This is a genomic window from Enterococcus sp. FDAARGOS_375 (assembly GCF_002393265.1).
Classification (GTDB): Bacteria; Bacillota; Bacilli; order Lactobacillales; family Enterococcaceae; genus Enterococcus_D; species Enterococcus_D innesii.
On record NZ_CP023515.1, the window covers coordinates 2,708,308 to 2,723,364 of the forward strand.

Below are 15,057 nucleotides of genomic sequence, written 5' to 3' on the forward strand. Positions count from 1 at the left end.
TGGTTTCGTTGAAAAGTGTGATAAGATATTTTTAACCAATGAACAAGGAGTGAAGGGAATGTCAGAAACAAAACAATTACCAGCACGTGAATCGATCCCAGTCGAAAAAACGTGGGACTTAACGAAAATCTATGCCGATGATGCGGCTTTTGACATAGAATTTCAAGAAATTCAAGCACAGGTCAAAGAAGCCAGCCGTTACCAAGGCACTTTAGCAGACGGTCCGCAAGCCTTTTTAGCCGCTTTAGAATTTGTCTTAGATCTTTCTCGCCGCTTGGAGAAACTGTATGTGTACAGCCATCTAAAAAACGACCAAGACACCGCTAATACGACTTATCAAGGCTTATATGCGAAAGCCAGCAGTTTAGTTGCGCAAGTAAGTGAAGCCGTTGCTTGGTTTGATCCCGAGTTATTGACGATGTCCGATGAAACGATTTGGGGCTATTTCGATCAAGAACCTAAGTTAGCAGTTTATCGTCATATGATCGAAAAAACCATCAACGAGCGGCCCCATGTTTTGCCTGCCGATCAAGAAGCGTTATTGGCCGGTGCTGGCGAAATTTTTGGTGCCCCTGGCAATATTTTCTCTGTTTTAAACAATGCTGACTTGGATTTTCCAGTCGTTGAAGACGAAAATGGGGAAAAAGTGCAGCTGTCACATGGTGTCTACGGTGAGTTGATGGAAAGTACAGATCGCTCTGTTCGAGAAGCGGCCTTTAAAGGTCTCTATGGCGTCTATGAGCAATTCCGTAATACCTTTGCCCAAACCTTAAGTACGAATATCAAAGCCCACAACTTTAAAGCCAAAGCCCGTAAATACGATTCCGCACGCCAAGCCGCTTTGAGTGCCAATCATATTCCTGAAAGTGTCTATGATACGTTAGTGGACGTCGTTAATCAACATTTGCCGTTACTACACCGTTATATGGCATTAAGAAAACGCCTGTTGGCTGTCGACACACTTCATATGTATGATGTGTACACGCCGATTTTAGGGGAAGCACCGATTCGCTACACCTATGAAGAAGCAGTCGAAAAAGCGAAAGAAGCGCTAAAACCATTAGGGGAAGAGTATCTCGCTGTAGTTGAAGAAGCCTTCAGCAATCGGTGGATCGATGTCGCTGAAAACAAAGGCAAACGCAGTGGTGCCTATTCGTCAGGTGCTTATGACACGCTGCCTTATATCTTAATGAACTGGAATGATCGATTGGATCAACTCTTCACCCTTGTTCATGAGATGGGGCACAGTGTGCATAGTTATTTCACAAGGAATAACCAGCCTTATGCCTATGGCGATTATTCGATTTTCTTAGCAGAAATCGCTTCGACGACGAACGAAAATATATTAACGGAATACATGCTTCAGACTGAGACTGATCCACGGGTCAAAGCCTATGTCTTGAATCATTTTCTTGATGGCTTCAAAGGCACGATTTTCCGTCAAACGCAATTTGCCGAGTTCGAGCATTTCATGCACGTAGAAGATGCGAAAGGAACACCGTTGACCAGTGAATTCTTAAGCGAGAATTATGCCGAGTTAAATGCGAAATACTACGGACCATCAGTTGAAAAAGATCCTGAGATTCGTCTCGAATGGTCACGAATCCCTCATTTCTATTACAATTACTATGTCTACCAATATTCAACTGGTTTTTCCGCAGCTTCTGCTTTGGCGAAGAAAATCTTAGCTGGCGAACCGGATGCCTTAACCAACTATTTGAACTATTTGAAAGCCGGACGTAGTGATTATCCAATCGAAGTCATGAAAAAAGCAGGCGTCGATATGACGAAAGCAGATTATATTGAAGATGCGATGAAAGTATTTGAGCAACGTTTGAATGAATTGGAAGCACTCGTTAAAGAAATCGAAGCATAAATGAAACAGTACAAACCAATCCACAATGGATTGGTTTGTTTTTTGTTCGCGCACAATGAAAAAGCTGCGCAACGAGCCAAACGTAAAGTCATCGTTTGGCTCATTGCGCAGCATTGCTATTGAATAGGGTTTCATAAAAGAATCAACCCGCGATCAATTTCATGAATCGTGGAAAGTTTTGGTGCTTGTAAGGATTGTGCACTTTGTAAAAATGTATCAAGCTCTGTCGCTGTGCCAAAGATAAGTGGAAGACTTTTTAGCTCTTCTGATCCTTCCAAGAGGACACCATATTCTTCTTCACTTGAAAAATCATACACCACAGCAGAAGGTGTGATCGTGATGCCCATGTCTTTCGCTACCCTTTGGTCGGTGGCAAAGTTCTTTTTCACTAGCTCAGATGTACGGTCTTCTAAGAACATCTCTAAATCACCGTTCGTTTCTGAAAATAGCTCTTTTACTAAGGTGTCACAATATTCCTGTTTTTCGATCCCTATTCGTTGTTGCAGTTTCAATAAGAAATCCCGAGCAATTTTTTTTCCTTGCAACTGGGCTGCTTTATAGTCCAGTGACGCAGCGTAGATTTGGTTTGTCTGTTCATTACGCAAGACCAAATCCGCCTTGTTCATGGACAAATAGTCCATCGAAACGCCTACTGAAAATAAATTAACGAAAGGTAGGATCTGCAAATGGATTTTTTTGCGATTTGTATTTAATCTGTTGATAATCTCTTTTTCGATATCATAACAAATAGGCCCAATCGGATTAATAAATAAAAATAGTTCGATCATTTGAATCTCTCCCCAATTAAGATTCTTTCGTATCTTGAAAAACAAAATAAGTATGTTTTATTAAATATAGCAAAAAAACGCGGAAAAAGTAAGCAAAAGGGCAGCCTACTATGATTTTTCTTCTACAGCACGAATGATCTTGTTTTTTGCTGGTCGGTAAGGAATATCAAAGGTGTGCAACAACGATTGAAAGGCAAGCTTTCCTTGGAGCGGCTCGCTTACTTCTAGCTCCAATTCATAATCATGTTGCTGACCATACCAGCTTTCATCCAAAGCGAGTAATCCTTCTTTGATCGGGAATTCCGCCCGTCTCGTTTTTAATGCTGCAATCATGCGTAATGAATCAGGTTCGATATTCGCTGCTCTTAAGCGTTGAGCAACTACACCCGTAGATAGAATTTTTTCTGAATCAATTAATGACGCAGCGATTTCCTTCGGTAAAGGATCAGTCGTTTCTAGTAGACCATGTTCAATGGGGGTCTTTAGTGTTAACTCCGCATGGGTAGTCGTCGTGCGAATACGCAAACCAAATTGCTTTTCCCGCAATTTATGGTCTGCTGTATCAAAGTAATAATTGGTCTGTGTCTTGAAGGCTGTTTCTGATAAATTGTAATAAGTAAGCAACTGGTGGTATTCTTTTTCCGTCAGCATCGTTTTATATTCAATCTCTACTTGTTCGACCATCGATTTTCACTCTCTTTCTATTGCAACCATAGTGTACGCTGTTTCAACTATTCCGTCAAAGAAACTATACAAAGAAAAGCAGCAACGATCGAATCAGACAAAAAATCTTTTGTTTCTGCACTTCTGTCCATTCAGTTTTATTCCAAGAGTATGGTAGAATAAGGGGTATGTTATGAACAGAATCGAGGGAGAAGAATGATTCGAGATTGGGAAGAATTCTTAGCGCCTTATGAACAGGCGGTTTCAGAATTAAAAGTAAAATTAAGAGGCATAAGAAAACAATATCGGGAACAAAACAAACATGTTCCCATTGAATTTGTCACGGGTCGTGTCAAGCCAGTGGATAGTATTTTAACGAAAAGCAAATTACGAGGGATTGCATTGGATCGGCTTGAAGAAGAGATGTCTGATATCGCCGGTTTGCGAATCATGTGTCAATTTGTGGAAGACATTCACCAAGTCGTTGAATTGTTGCGAACGCGCAAAGACATGAAAGTCATCATTGAACGGGACTATATCACCAATAAAAAAGCCAGTGGCTATCGTTCGTACCATCTAGTGATCGAGTATCCCGTTCAATTGATCGATGGAGAAAAAATTATTTTAGCGGAGATTCAAATTCGTACATTGGCGATGAATTTTTGGGCAACGATCGAACATTCACTAAACTACAAATACCAAGGGGAATTTCCTGCTGAAATTAGCGAGCGGTTACGACGTTCGGCAGAAGCTGCCTATCAGTTAGATGAAGAGATGTCTAATATTCGTGAAGAAATCCAAGAGGCACAGCGGTTGTTTTCTCATGGGAAAGGCAAGCGTGGCGGACATGACACGCCCAAGTTGCCAAAGGAGGAGAACGAATGAAAGGCATTCGCGTGGCAATCGTCCATAATCAAGAAAGTAAGTCAGTAGAAGTGACGAAGCGTTTAACTGTTCTCCTGGAGCAGTCTGAAAACAAGATCGATCAAGAGAACCCTGAATTAGTGATCTCTGTTGGTGGAGATGGCACGCTTCTTTCTGCTTTTCACTTGTACAATCATAAGTTGGATCAAGTGCAGTTTTTAGGGGTCCACACGGGTCACCTCGGCTTTTATACAGATTGGCGTGACTATGAATTGGAAGAATTAGTCGAGTCTTTGTGCAATGACCATCAAAAAAGTGTCAGTTATCCGTTATTAGATGTTCGTATCACTTATGCGAATGGCAAACCAGATAAGCATTTCCTGGCACTGAATGAATCAACGATCAAGCGTGGCAATCGCACCATGGTTGCCGATATTTCTATTAAAGAAGACCTCTTTGAAAAATTTCGCGGGGATGGCTTATCGATTTCTACGCCAACCGGTTCAACTGCCTATAACAAAAGTGTTGGTGGTGCAGTCTTGCACCCAAGTATCAATGCCTTTCAATTGGCAGAGATTGCTTCGTTGAACAATCGTGTCTTTCGGACCCTTGGTTCGCCGATCGTCGTGGGTCACCATGAATGGGTCAAAGTGCAACTGCAGCAAAGTACCGACTATTTAGTGACGATCGATCAATTTACCATCGAACAAGAAGAAATCGATGCAATTTATTACCGTATAGCCGATGAACGGATTCATTTTGCGTCTTATCGGCATATGCATTTTTGGAATCGGGTCAAAGATTCCTTTATTGGAGAAGAATGAACTCATGGAATTTACGTATCACTATACCGGCCAAGGGCAGCAAGTCAAATATTTTTTGAAGGAACAAGGAGTATCCAAGGGGTTACTAGCGAAAATCAAATTTCAAGGCGGAAAGATATTTGTGAACGACCACGAGCAAAACGTCTTGTTTTCTTTGGCGCAAAATGATAGGGTAACTATTGTAATTCCTCCTGAAGGGGAACATGAAACGATGCTGCCTGACCCGACACCGATTGAGATCGTGTATGAAGATGCCCATCTATTAGTCGTGAATAAACCGGCTGGTATCTCATCGATTCCTGCACAATACCATCCGACCGGCACGATGGCTAATCGAGTCAAAGCTTACTATCAAGCGCAACACTATGAAGACCAAGTGATCCATGTAGTGACGCGGTTAGACCGTGACACATCAGGATTGATGCTTTTTGCAAAACATGGCTTTGCCCATGCAAAGATGGATAGCCAGTTACGAAAGAAGCAAGTTGTCAAAAAATATCAAGCCCTCATTGCGGGAGAGCTTTCCGCATTATCCGCCCATAGCGAGATCGATTTGCCTATAGCTCGGGACTTGACCTCGCTTTTGAAACGCAAGGTCAGTGAAGAAGGAAAAGAGGCACGTACGGAGTATTGGCTAAAACAGCGCAATTCAGATTGCGCATTAGTCGACATTCAACTACACACAGGCCGGACACATCAAATAAGGGTCCATTTTTCTGCGATCGGTTGTCCCTTACTAGGAGACGAGATGTATGGGGGATCAATGGCTTTTGGGATCAAACGACAGGCACTTCATTGCTGTCAGCTGCAATTTCAGCATCCCTTTACGAATGAACCGTTGGCTTTTGACCTGCCTTTACCTGCAGACATGGCCGCTGTTTGTTCAGCTATCGTTAAGCAATAACAAATGAGGTGAAGAGATTGGATGAAAATCAAGAATTAACCGAACGGTTTGATCAACTGAATCAAGCATTAAAAGACAATGATATCCAGGGATTTCGTGAGGCATTCTTGGATCTGCATATCTACGAGCAGGGGCAATTCTACCAATCTCTAGAAGCAGACGCTCGACAAATCGTCTATACGTATCTATCGCCGAAAGAATTAGCAGACATGTTTGACGTCATTGAAGAAGACGACGAAAACATGGTGGACTATCTTTCAGAAATGCGTCCGGCATATGCTGCAACGATGTTAGCAGAGATGTATACCGATAACGCTGTCGATCTACTGAATACATTGGACAAGAAACAAACGGCGAAATATTTGAGTCTGATGACGGCTGAAGCCGCTAGCGAGATCAAAGAACTATTGCATTATGAAGATGAAACAGCTGGATCATTGATGACAACCGAGTTTGTTTCCATTGTGGCCAACCAAACGGTTCGTTCAGCAATGTATGTCCTGAAAAATGCCGCCGATGTCGCTGAGACGATTTATTATATTTATGTTGTGGATACTGATAACAAACTTGTTGGGGTTATTTCTCTAAGAGATTTGATCATCAATGATGAAGATACCATGATCGCTGATATTTTAAACGAGCGGGTCATGTCCGTCCATGTTGGAGATGACCAAGAAGATGTCGCTCAGACCTTCCGGGATTATGACTTTCTCGCGCTACCTGTTACCGATTATGACGATCATCTATTAGGGATCGTGACCGTCGATGATATTATCGACGTTATCGATGATGAAGCAGCCAGTGATTACTCTGGTTTGGCAGGGGTCAATGTGGAAGAAGTCAGTGAGAACCCGATCAAGGCGTCTTCGAGACGATTGCCTTGGCTCATCACCTTACTCTTTCTCGGAATGGCCACCGCCAGTTTAATCAGCCATTATGAAGAATTAGTCAGTGAAGCGAGTATTCTCGCTGTCTTTATCTCACTGATTACCGGAACCGCCGGCAATGCCGGTACCCAATCTTTAGCGGTGGCCGTCCGTCGCTTAGCGATCAATGATGACAAAGAAAATAGTTTTATGAAGACAGTGGTCGGTGAAGTGCTGACAGGACTTTTCACAGGAGCTATTACCGGATTAACGATTTTTGCTATCGTTGCCGTCTGGAAACAAAATCCAATTTTAGGTTTTGTCATTGGGATGGCAATGATGTGTGCTATCACAGTAGCCAACTTAGCAGGAAGCTTGATTCCGATGTTAATGGACAAACTTGGGTTTGATCCGGCAGTGGCGAGCGGTCCGTTTATTACGACCCTCAGCGATTTGACCAGTGTCTTGATCTACTTCAACATTGCCAGTCTTTTTATGAACTATTTTATTCAATGAACACAAAATAAAAGCAAGCCGATGATTTTTCTTCCAGTGAAGAATCATTGGCTTGCTTTTTAATTTTTGGGTTTTGGCAACACCCCAGAAGGGGAGACACCATAAAGTTTTTTAAAAGACTTGCTAAAATGATAAGCATCTTGATAGCCAACGGCTGAGGCAACTTCCTTGATCGTGAGGTTGTCATTTTTCAACATATCTTTGGCACGTTTTAAGCGAATTTCGATCAAATAGTTAATGGGGCTGACCCCTGTCGCCTCTTTAAAAATCTTTGAAAGGTACGTCGGGCTAAGAAATTGATCTTGTGCGAGCTTCTCTAACGTGATTTCTTCTTTGTAATGATTTTCCAAATAATAGACGGTATAGTTGACGATCTGTTGTTGTCTTCGTTGGCTTTTGGAAAGGTAAGGAACGACATTGATGTGGTCTTCATTTAGTCCACGTAAAATGTAGACGAGCATCTCCATCAAAACAGCTTTTTGCATCAATTGAAACTCATCCCGCTCTTCACTGCTTTCTCTCACCAACTGCCATGCTTTTTCCAAAACTTGGTGATGGTATTTGCCTAGCTCCAACAAGGGATGTTTGTTAGGGAAAAAATTTCGTTTAAACCCTTCCAAAGAAATATTTTTCAAACCAATATGCAGCTGATGAGAGCGAGTGCCCTTAGGCTGCAATTCACAGTGATCGACGCCAGGATTGAAAAGCATGACACTGCCAGCCCGAATTTTTTTCGCTGGTTCTTTTTCAAAATAATACATACTTTCTCCTTCTAACAAGACACTGATTTCTAAAAAGTCATGATGGTGCATTTCTCCATGACTTTCTGATTGCGTCCATGGATCAAAGAGATAGATGATTTCGGGATTGAAGGTCCGAGGGTTAACTAAATTCATGGCTGATTCACTCCAATTGGGTGCCCATTTCCTGTAAAAAAAAGGAATGGTGCTTCTTACTAATATTTTACATCAAAATGAGTAAGAAAAACCATTTAAATCGCTTTTCAAAACGCTAAGCTTAACAACGAGAGGGGGAATTAGATGAGTAATACACAATGGATCTGGCGCTATGCCAAAAAGAACCGCGGAAAAATCATATTGGCGATCCTATTTTTAGTGATCAATGCAGCGCTGATCATTGTTAATCCGTACTTGGGAGGAATGGTGATCGACGATGTCATCAATCAGCAAAAAACGCACTTATTGATTCCATTACTGTTGATCATGATTGCGACGACCGTCATTCGCACCATTGTCCGCTATAGTTATCAGATTTTATTTGAACGGGTCGGACAAAATACGCTATACGATTTACGGGAAGATTTGTATCAGAAACTGCAAGAATTGGATTTCGACTTTTTCAATCACACTCGTGTGGGAGATATTATGGCACGAATGACAGGGGATACCGATGCCATTCGCCACTTTGTTTCTTGGGTGACCTATAATATCGCTGAATGTATCTTATGGTTCTTTTCAGCGGTGGTGGTGATGAGCTTTATTGATTGGAAATTGATGCTGGCACTGGTGGCTGTCACACCGATCATTTTTCTGTTGACCAACCGCATGTCTAAAAAGGCACACCCATTGTTTTTTGACATTCGTGAGAGCTTTTCTCGCTTGAACTCAATGGTAGAAGAAAATATTGGCGGCAATCGGGTCGTAAAAGCCTTCGCTCGTGAAAATTTTGAGATCGAAAAATTTCGCTCCTACAACGAAGATTTTAAGACCCGCAACATGGCATCTGCCAAAGTTTCCCGTACCTATCTGCCCTGGCTTGATGGCTTAGCAGGAAGTTTGTCAGTCATTGCCTTAGTTTTAGGCGGAATTTTCGTAATCAATGGGGACATGACCTTAGGAGATCTTGTTGCGTTTAATGGTTATCTATGGATGTTGAACAACCCCATGCGTATGAGTGGCTGGTTGATCAACGATGTTCAGCGATTTTCTGCGGCCTGTATCAAAATTCGACAAATGCTGGCACAAGAATCGAAAATACCGGTTCACCAACAAGAAAAATTAGAACCGATCAAAGGATTTGTGGAATTTAAAGATGTCTCTTTCCATTTTTCAGATGATCCAGAGCAAAATGTACTGGAGAACATCAACTTCAAGATTGGGCCGGGACAAACGTTAGGGATCTTAGGCGAAACCGGCTCTGGAAAAACGACGTTAGTAAATTTAGTTGGACGTTTTTATGATCCGACTGAAGGGGAAGTATTGATTGATGGAAAAAATGCCAAAGAGTATCCTGTACGTCAAATGCGTGAAAATATTTCGATGGTGATGCAAGATGTCTTCTTGTTTTCTAATACTATCTCTGACAATATTGCTTTTGGAAATCCTTTAGCAGATGAAGGCTTTATTCGCCAAATGGCCGTAGTCGCCGATGCAGATACCTTTATTTCTCGAATGCCTCAAGGCTACGAGACGATTGTCGGTGAACGAGGCGTCGGACTTTCTGGCGGACAAAAACAACGGATCTCCCTTGCGCGGGCCTTAGCCAAAGATCCATCGATCTTGATTTTGGATGACACGACGTCTGCCGTCGATATGGAGACAGAATCGAAGATCCAACAAGAGCTGACAAAATTAACAGGAGAGAAAACGACGTTTATCATTGCCCATCGGATCTCCTCTGTTCGAGAAGCCGATCAGATTTTGATGATGGAAAAAGGTCGGGTTGTTGAACAAGGCACCCACGAAGAACTCGTCAAACTGCGAGGGAAGTACTATGAAGTGTATCAAAAACAATTAGGCTTGTCAGGAGGTGAAGACGATGGCGAGAAATAAATTTGATGTGGATGAGGAATTAGACCAGGAATTTAGCTGGAAGGATTTCAAGCGTTTGTCACAATACGTAGTTCCCTATAAAAAAAGTATTGGGAAAGTACTATTTACGATCATCCTGGCAAACTTAGCAGGAATGCTGGCGCCTGTTTTCACGAAGATCGCCATCGACTCATCGATTCCTGAGAAAAATGTCAATCAATTGCTGCTTTTAGGAGCTGCCTTTCTAGTGACCTTGATCGTTATCGGTGTCTGCATGCGTTATCGTATTTACCATATCACGAATATTGGGCAAGACGTATTGAAGGATATGCGCTTTGATATTTTTGAACATCTGCAGCGGCTGCCGTTTTCTTATTTCGATACAAGGCCCCATGGCAAGATCTTGATCCGCATCGTAAACTACATCAATACACTGAGTGACCTGTTGAGTAATGGACTAATCAATTTGATTTCCGATGTTTTCAACGTCATCATCACCTTGATTTTTATGTTTGCGATCGACTTCAAATTGACCCTGTATTCCCTTGCGTTGCTGCCAATCTTGTTCATCATGGTGATGGTAATCAAAAATAACCAGCGCAAAGCTTATCAGGTGTTGAGTAATAAACAGTCCAATTTAAATGCCTACATTCATGAAAGTATTGCCGGCATCAAGATCACCCAATCCTTCGCACGGGAAGAAGAAAATGCAGAGATTTTCCAAGAAGTCAGCAATGATTATCGGACTTCCTGGATGAAAGCTGTCAAAATTCAGTTTCTCATGTGGCCTGGGGTGCAAAACATTTCAGTCATTACAACTTGTTTGATTTATTTTGTCGGCATTCGCCAAATCGGTGTCGATGTCAGCACAGGTACTCTGATCGCTTTTATCAGTTATATCAATAATTTCTGGAATCCAGTCATCAATATCGGGAATTTTTATAATTCTTTGATTACAGCAACAGCCTATCTTGAACGGATTTTTGAAACGATGGATGAAGTCCCAGATATCGAAGACAAACCAGATGCAAAAGTATTGCCGACAATGAAAGGGACCGTTGATTTTGAACACGTGACCTTCCGATACGAAGAAGGCAAAAACATTCTTTCTGATGTCAATTTCCACATCGAACCCGGGGAAAGCATTGCCTTGGTTGGCCCTACTGGTGCAGGGAAGACCACGATCATCAATTTGCTGAGCCGCTTTTATGATGTCAATGAAGGCAGTGTTAAAGTAGATGGGATGGACGTTCGTGACGTGACGCTGGAATCCCTGCGCTCACAGATGGGGGTCATGCTGCAAGATACCTTTATTTTCTCAGGAACGATCATAGAAAATATTCGCTATGGAAAATTAGACGCGACAGAAGAAGAGATCATTGAAGCAGCGAAGATCGTCCGTGCTCACGACTTTATCACGGAGTTGAAAGACGGCTATCAAACCGTCGTCGAAGAACGAGGAAGTACTTTATCTGCGGGGCAACGGCAACTGATTTCCTTTGCCCGAGCGTTGTTGGCTGATCCAAAAATCTTGATCTTAGATGAGGCTACTTCTAGTATTGATACTAAGACAGAAGAATTGCTGCAAGAAGGACTGTTGAAGCTGTTAGAAGGCAGAACTTCATTCATCATCGCTCACCGGCTGTCCACAATCAAAAATTCTGATCGAATCTTTTACGTGGCAGGGGGCACGATTGCTGAATCTGGTAACCATGATCAGCTAATGGCACAAAAAGGCTTGTACCATCATTTGTATCAATCACAATACGACTTACTGCAAGCCATATAAAAAGAATCCCCACAAACGATGCGTTCTCATCGTTTGTGGGGATTTCTTTGCGTGATTCTTTTGTGTCACGCAAAGAAATCATTAAGGTCGACGATTCTGGTCCCATGAACTTCTTTTACACTTAATGTATCAGCAACATGTTGGGCATTTTCAAAGGAAATGCCACCGCCAGGTAAAATCGTTAAACGCTCACCAGCATAGGCGATCAATTCTTTCAGATGATCGAAGTTGTCTTCAATCGGAGTCCCTGCAGCACCACCATGGGTCAAAATCCGCTGTACGCCATGCTCAGCTAACCAATCGATCGCTTTAAATTGGCGCGCTACAGGAATCGCGTCGAAGGCCATGTGAAAAGTAACCTGCAAGCCTTCTGCGGTTTCTAACAATAGCTCCAATGCTTCTTCGTCTAACCAGCCGCTAGGAGTTAAGCAACCTAGAACAACGCCGTCTGTTCCTAGCTTTTTTGCTTCGATCAAGTCAGTGTGCATGATTTTCAACTCAGTGTCATTGTAAACAAAATCACCGCCTCGAGGTCGGATGATCGTCATAACGGGAATTCCTTTTTCACCAGCATATTGCAAAACTTCTTCTTGCACACCAGTACTTGGCGTTGTTCCGCCGACCGCTAAATTATCACAGAGTTCAATCCGCTTTGCCCCTCGGGCGATTGCTAAGGGAATATTGGTATAATTTTCTGCACAAAATTCTTTTAACATGATTTACCTCCAATAGATGGTTGTTCAGTTGATTTGTTATTCTATCCACTAGCATTCTACCACAAGAATATGCTAAAGTAGAGCAGAGATGAGGGAAGTTGAATGTTAAAAAAAATCGATCGCGGGCGCCTTTTTTTAAACGCCCATTATCACTTATTTGAATGTCCATTGTGCCGCCAAGCATTTTTCCCGACCGAAAATGGCTTGGTTTGTCCAAATCGTCATCGATTTGACTTATCAAAGAAAGGCACACTTTTCTTTTTGGATCATCAAGTCAAAGCAGATTATGATCAAGCACTGTTTCTGCCGCGTCAACGTATGATCGCTAGCGGCATGTATGCACCAGTCATTGAATGCATCAAAGCAGTTTTGGGGGATGCTAAGCATCTTTTAGATGTCGGCTGCGGCGAAGGCAGTTTTCTGGCTCAGCTGGTCAATGAAAAGACCCAGGCGGCTGTCGGCTTTGATATCGCCAAAGACGGAGTTTATCTAGCAACCAATCAAAACGTACCGGCTTTTTGGTGTGTGGCGGATCTGACCAACTTGCCGTTTGCTGAAGCGAGCTTTGATACGATTTTCAATCTATTTTCGCCGTCAAATTATGGGGAGTTCAATCGTATTTTGAAAAAGGGTGGACAGTTGATCAAAGTCGTCCCTGCGGCGGATTATTTAAAAGAATTGCGGGCTGCTTTTTATCCGAATGATGAAGCGAAACAGCAATACTCAAATGAACGGGTCGTCACTAAATTTCTTGAACATTACCCTGACGCTTCCCGTCAAAGAGTGACACATGTTTTTACGATCCCTGAAGAAAATCGCCAAGATTTACTTGCCATGTCCCCGTTAGAGTGGGGGGCTTCGGAGGAACGCAAAGAAAAGCTCCGGCAAGCTCCTTTGAGACAGATCACTGTTGATGTTGAGGTGTTGATTGCGAAAATTTCCTGAAAATATTTTGAACTTTTTTGTTATTTACTCTTGCAATCATGCCATGGGAGTGATATATTGTTCTCAAGTCATTTTTCATTGGTTTTTATCAGGTTCCTGTTCTGATAAAAGTTAGTGAAAAGAGCTTCACTAACGTAACGACTCGCAGTGATCGACACCGAGTTGGTACGTTTTTTTTATGCCCAAAATTCTACACAAAAAAGGTCGTTTCTAAAAAACAAGCGTGCCAAAATATGGTACTATAGAAGTTATTGAAGAAGCTATTGAGAATCAATTGTAAAACGCAAGATACAGAGACACAAAGGAAAGCGAGAACCGATCGGTAGTATCCGAGCGAAAGGAGTTTTTATCTATGAATCACATCGTTCTTTTTGAACCTCAGATCCCGGCCAATACGGGAAATATTGCACGGACGTGCGCAGCAACAAATACTCATTTACACTTAATCGAGCCTTTAGGCTTTTCAACGGATGACAAGCAATTAAAACGAGCTGGGCTTGATTATTGGCATGATGTCAATATTACCTATCATAAAGATTTAGCTGCTTTTATGGACTTTTTAGGGGAGCGTCCGTTGTATCTGATTTCGAAATTTGCCAATCGCGTGTATTCTGACGTCGATTACACCGCAGATGATGATCAGTTCTTCATTTTCGGGAAAGAAACGACGGGGCTTCCAGAAAGTTTTATGCGTGAGCATGCCGAAAAATGTTTGCGGATCCCAATGAATGATGAGCATGTTCGTTCCCTTAACCTATCAAATACGGCTGCTTTGATCATTTATGAAGTTTTGCGACAGCAAGGCTTCCCAGAATTGGAATTGACGCATCATTATGAGAACGACAAATTAGACTAAGAAGCGAGGCTTTTTCGATGCAATTATACTTTACCCGTCACGGAAAAACAGAGTGGAACCAAGCACGCCGCTTTCAAGGAATGCTGGGGGATTCGCCGTTATTGCCAGAAAGTTATGACGAAATCAAATTACTCGGTGATTATCTGGCAGCTATTCCTTTTGAGAAGATTTACTCAAGTACATCTTTGCGAGCAAAAGTGACTGCCCAAGAGATCCAAGCAAGACTCCAACACCCAGTTGAAATCATTTATAATGAGAATCTGCGAGAAATCGGACTCGGTGAATTGGAAGGTCAGTCCATCGATGAAATGCATGAGAAGTATCCCCAACAACTGACTGATCTGCGTAATCACTTGGATCGTTACGATCCAAGTGCCTTTAAAGGTGAGCCGATCCAAGAAACATTGAGCCGGATCGAGACCGTCGTCATGGATGCGGTGATGCAGCATGAAGGCCCATTATTGTTCGTCGGTCATGGGGCATCCTTTACGGCTGCTATCCAGTGGCTTGCAGGCAAACCATTAGCCGAATTAAGAGAGCAAGGTGGATTAGTCAATAACAGCGTTAGCTTATTAGAGACGAATGAACAAAAAGTATTGCCTTTTGAACTAAAACTTTGGAATGAAGCAAGCTTTTTAAGCAATCAAGCAGGATTAGACGCTTTGTTGTAAACCATGAA

14 protein-coding genes are annotated in these 15,057 nt (G+C 42.3%); 10 read left to right on the forward strand and 4 right to left on the reverse strand.

The window, feature by feature from the left end; genetic code table 11:
- The first annotated feature begins 58 nt into the window (after positions 1–58).
- Complete coding sequence (gene pepF / locus CO692_RS14220) at positions 59–1,876, forward strand: oligoendopeptidase F (protein WP_096742517.1); 1,818 nt, start codon at positions 59–61, stop codon at positions 1,874–1,876.
- 131 nt (positions 1,877–2,007) lie between these two features.
- Here pepF and CO692_RS14225 read toward each other — a convergent pair whose 3' ends face one another.
- Together CO692_RS14225 and CO692_RS14230 are read right to left on the reverse strand one after the other, a co-directional pair.
- The gene (locus tag CO692_RS14225) at positions 2,008–2,664 is read right to left on the reverse strand and encodes a DsbA family protein (protein WP_096742518.1); all 657 of its coding nucleotides are present in this window, start codon (positions 2,662–2,664) and stop codon (positions 2,008–2,010) included.
- Positions 2,665–2,772: 108 nt separating this feature from the next.
- Positions 2,773–3,348, reverse strand: coding sequence for a CYTH domain-containing protein (locus CO692_RS14230; protein WP_081118447.1), 576 nt, complete (start codon positions 3,346–3,348; stop codon positions 2,773–2,775).
- A gap of 195 nt (positions 3,349–3,543) precedes the next feature.
- Here CO692_RS14230 and CO692_RS14235 point away from each other — a divergent pair, with 195 nt between their 5' ends.
- The 4 genes from CO692_RS14235 to mgtE are packed head-to-tail and all read left to right on the forward strand — an operon-like array spanning position 3,544 to position 7,301.
- Positions 3,544–4,212 carry a GTP pyrophosphokinase family protein gene (locus CO692_RS14235; RefSeq protein WP_096742519.1) on the forward strand — a complete coding sequence of 223 codons (669 nt, stop codon included), beginning with the start codon at positions 3,544–3,546 and terminating at the stop codon, positions 4,210–4,212.
- A gap of 5 nt (positions 4,213–4,217) precedes the next feature.
- Entirely contained in the window at positions 4,218–5,015 is a 798-nt protein-coding gene (locus tag CO692_RS14240; protein ID WP_170920136.1) for an NAD kinase, read from the forward strand.
- Between the two features lie 4 nt (positions 5,016–5,019).
- Positions 5,020–5,919 carry an RluA family pseudouridine synthase gene (locus CO692_RS14245; RefSeq protein WP_081118448.1) on the forward strand — a complete coding sequence of 300 codons (900 nt, stop codon included), beginning with the start codon at positions 5,020–5,022 and terminating at the stop codon, positions 5,917–5,919.
- 17 nt (positions 5,920–5,936) lie between these two features.
- Positions 5,937–7,301 carry a magnesium transporter gene (gene mgtE, locus CO692_RS14250; protein ID WP_081118449.1) on the forward strand — a complete coding sequence of 455 codons (1,365 nt, stop codon included), beginning with the start codon at positions 5,937–5,939 and terminating at the stop codon, positions 7,299–7,301.
- Between the two features lie 59 nt (positions 7,302–7,360).
- Here mgtE and CO692_RS14255 read toward each other — a convergent pair whose 3' ends face one another.
- A complete protein-coding gene (locus tag CO692_RS14255) occupies positions 7,361–8,197 on the reverse strand; it encodes an AraC family transcriptional regulator (RefSeq protein WP_081118450.1) in 837 nt (278 codons plus the stop codon).
- Between the two features lie 144 nt (positions 8,198–8,341).
- On the opposite strand from CO692_RS14255, the gene CO692_RS14260 reads away from it, so the two are divergent.
- Together CO692_RS14260 and CO692_RS14265 are read left to right on the forward strand one after the other, a co-directional pair.
- Positions 8,342–10,093, forward strand: a complete 1,752-nt coding sequence (locus CO692_RS14260; RefSeq protein ID WP_077452510.1) for an ABC transporter ATP-binding protein — start codon at positions 8,342–8,344, stop codon at positions 10,091–10,093.
- A complete protein-coding gene (locus CO692_RS14265) occupies positions 10,080–11,861 on the forward strand; it encodes an ABC transporter ATP-binding protein (protein WP_077452509.1) in 1,782 nt (593 codons plus the stop codon). The genes CO692_RS14260 and CO692_RS14265 overlap by 14 nt, the downstream gene beginning before the upstream one ends.
- 65 nt (positions 11,862–11,926) lie before the next feature.
- On the opposite strand, the gene CO692_RS14270 is transcribed toward CO692_RS14265, so the two are convergent.
- Positions 11,927–12,577, reverse strand: coding sequence for a copper homeostasis protein CutC (locus CO692_RS14270; RefSeq protein ID WP_086292695.1), 651 nt, complete (start codon positions 12,575–12,577; stop codon positions 11,927–11,929).
- Positions 12,578–12,679: 102 nt separating this feature from the next.
- Here CO692_RS14270 and CO692_RS14275 point away from each other — a divergent pair, with 102 nt between their 5' ends.
- The 3 genes from CO692_RS14275 (at position 12,680) to CO692_RS14285 (ending at position 15,049) form a co-directional block, all read left to right on the forward strand.
- Positions 12,680–13,522: a methyltransferase domain-containing protein gene (locus tag CO692_RS14275; RefSeq protein WP_077452507.1), complete on the forward strand. Its 843-nt coding sequence runs from the start codon at positions 12,680–12,682 to the stop codon at positions 13,520–13,522.
- Positions 13,523–13,874: 352 nt separating this feature from the next.
- The gene (gene trmL, locus CO692_RS14280) at positions 13,875–14,378 is read left to right on the forward strand and encodes a tRNA (uridine(34)/cytosine(34)/5-carboxymethylaminomethyluridine(34)-2'-O)-methyltransferase TrmL (RefSeq protein WP_077452506.1); all 504 of its coding nucleotides are present in this window, start codon (positions 13,875–13,877) and stop codon (positions 14,376–14,378) included.
- Positions 14,379–14,395: 17 nt separating this feature from the next.
- Positions 14,396–15,049: a histidine phosphatase family protein gene (locus CO692_RS14285; RefSeq protein WP_086292693.1), complete on the forward strand. Its 654-nt coding sequence runs from the start codon at positions 14,396–14,398 to the stop codon at positions 15,047–15,049.
- The last annotated feature ends 8 nt before the right edge of the window (positions 15,050–15,057 follow it).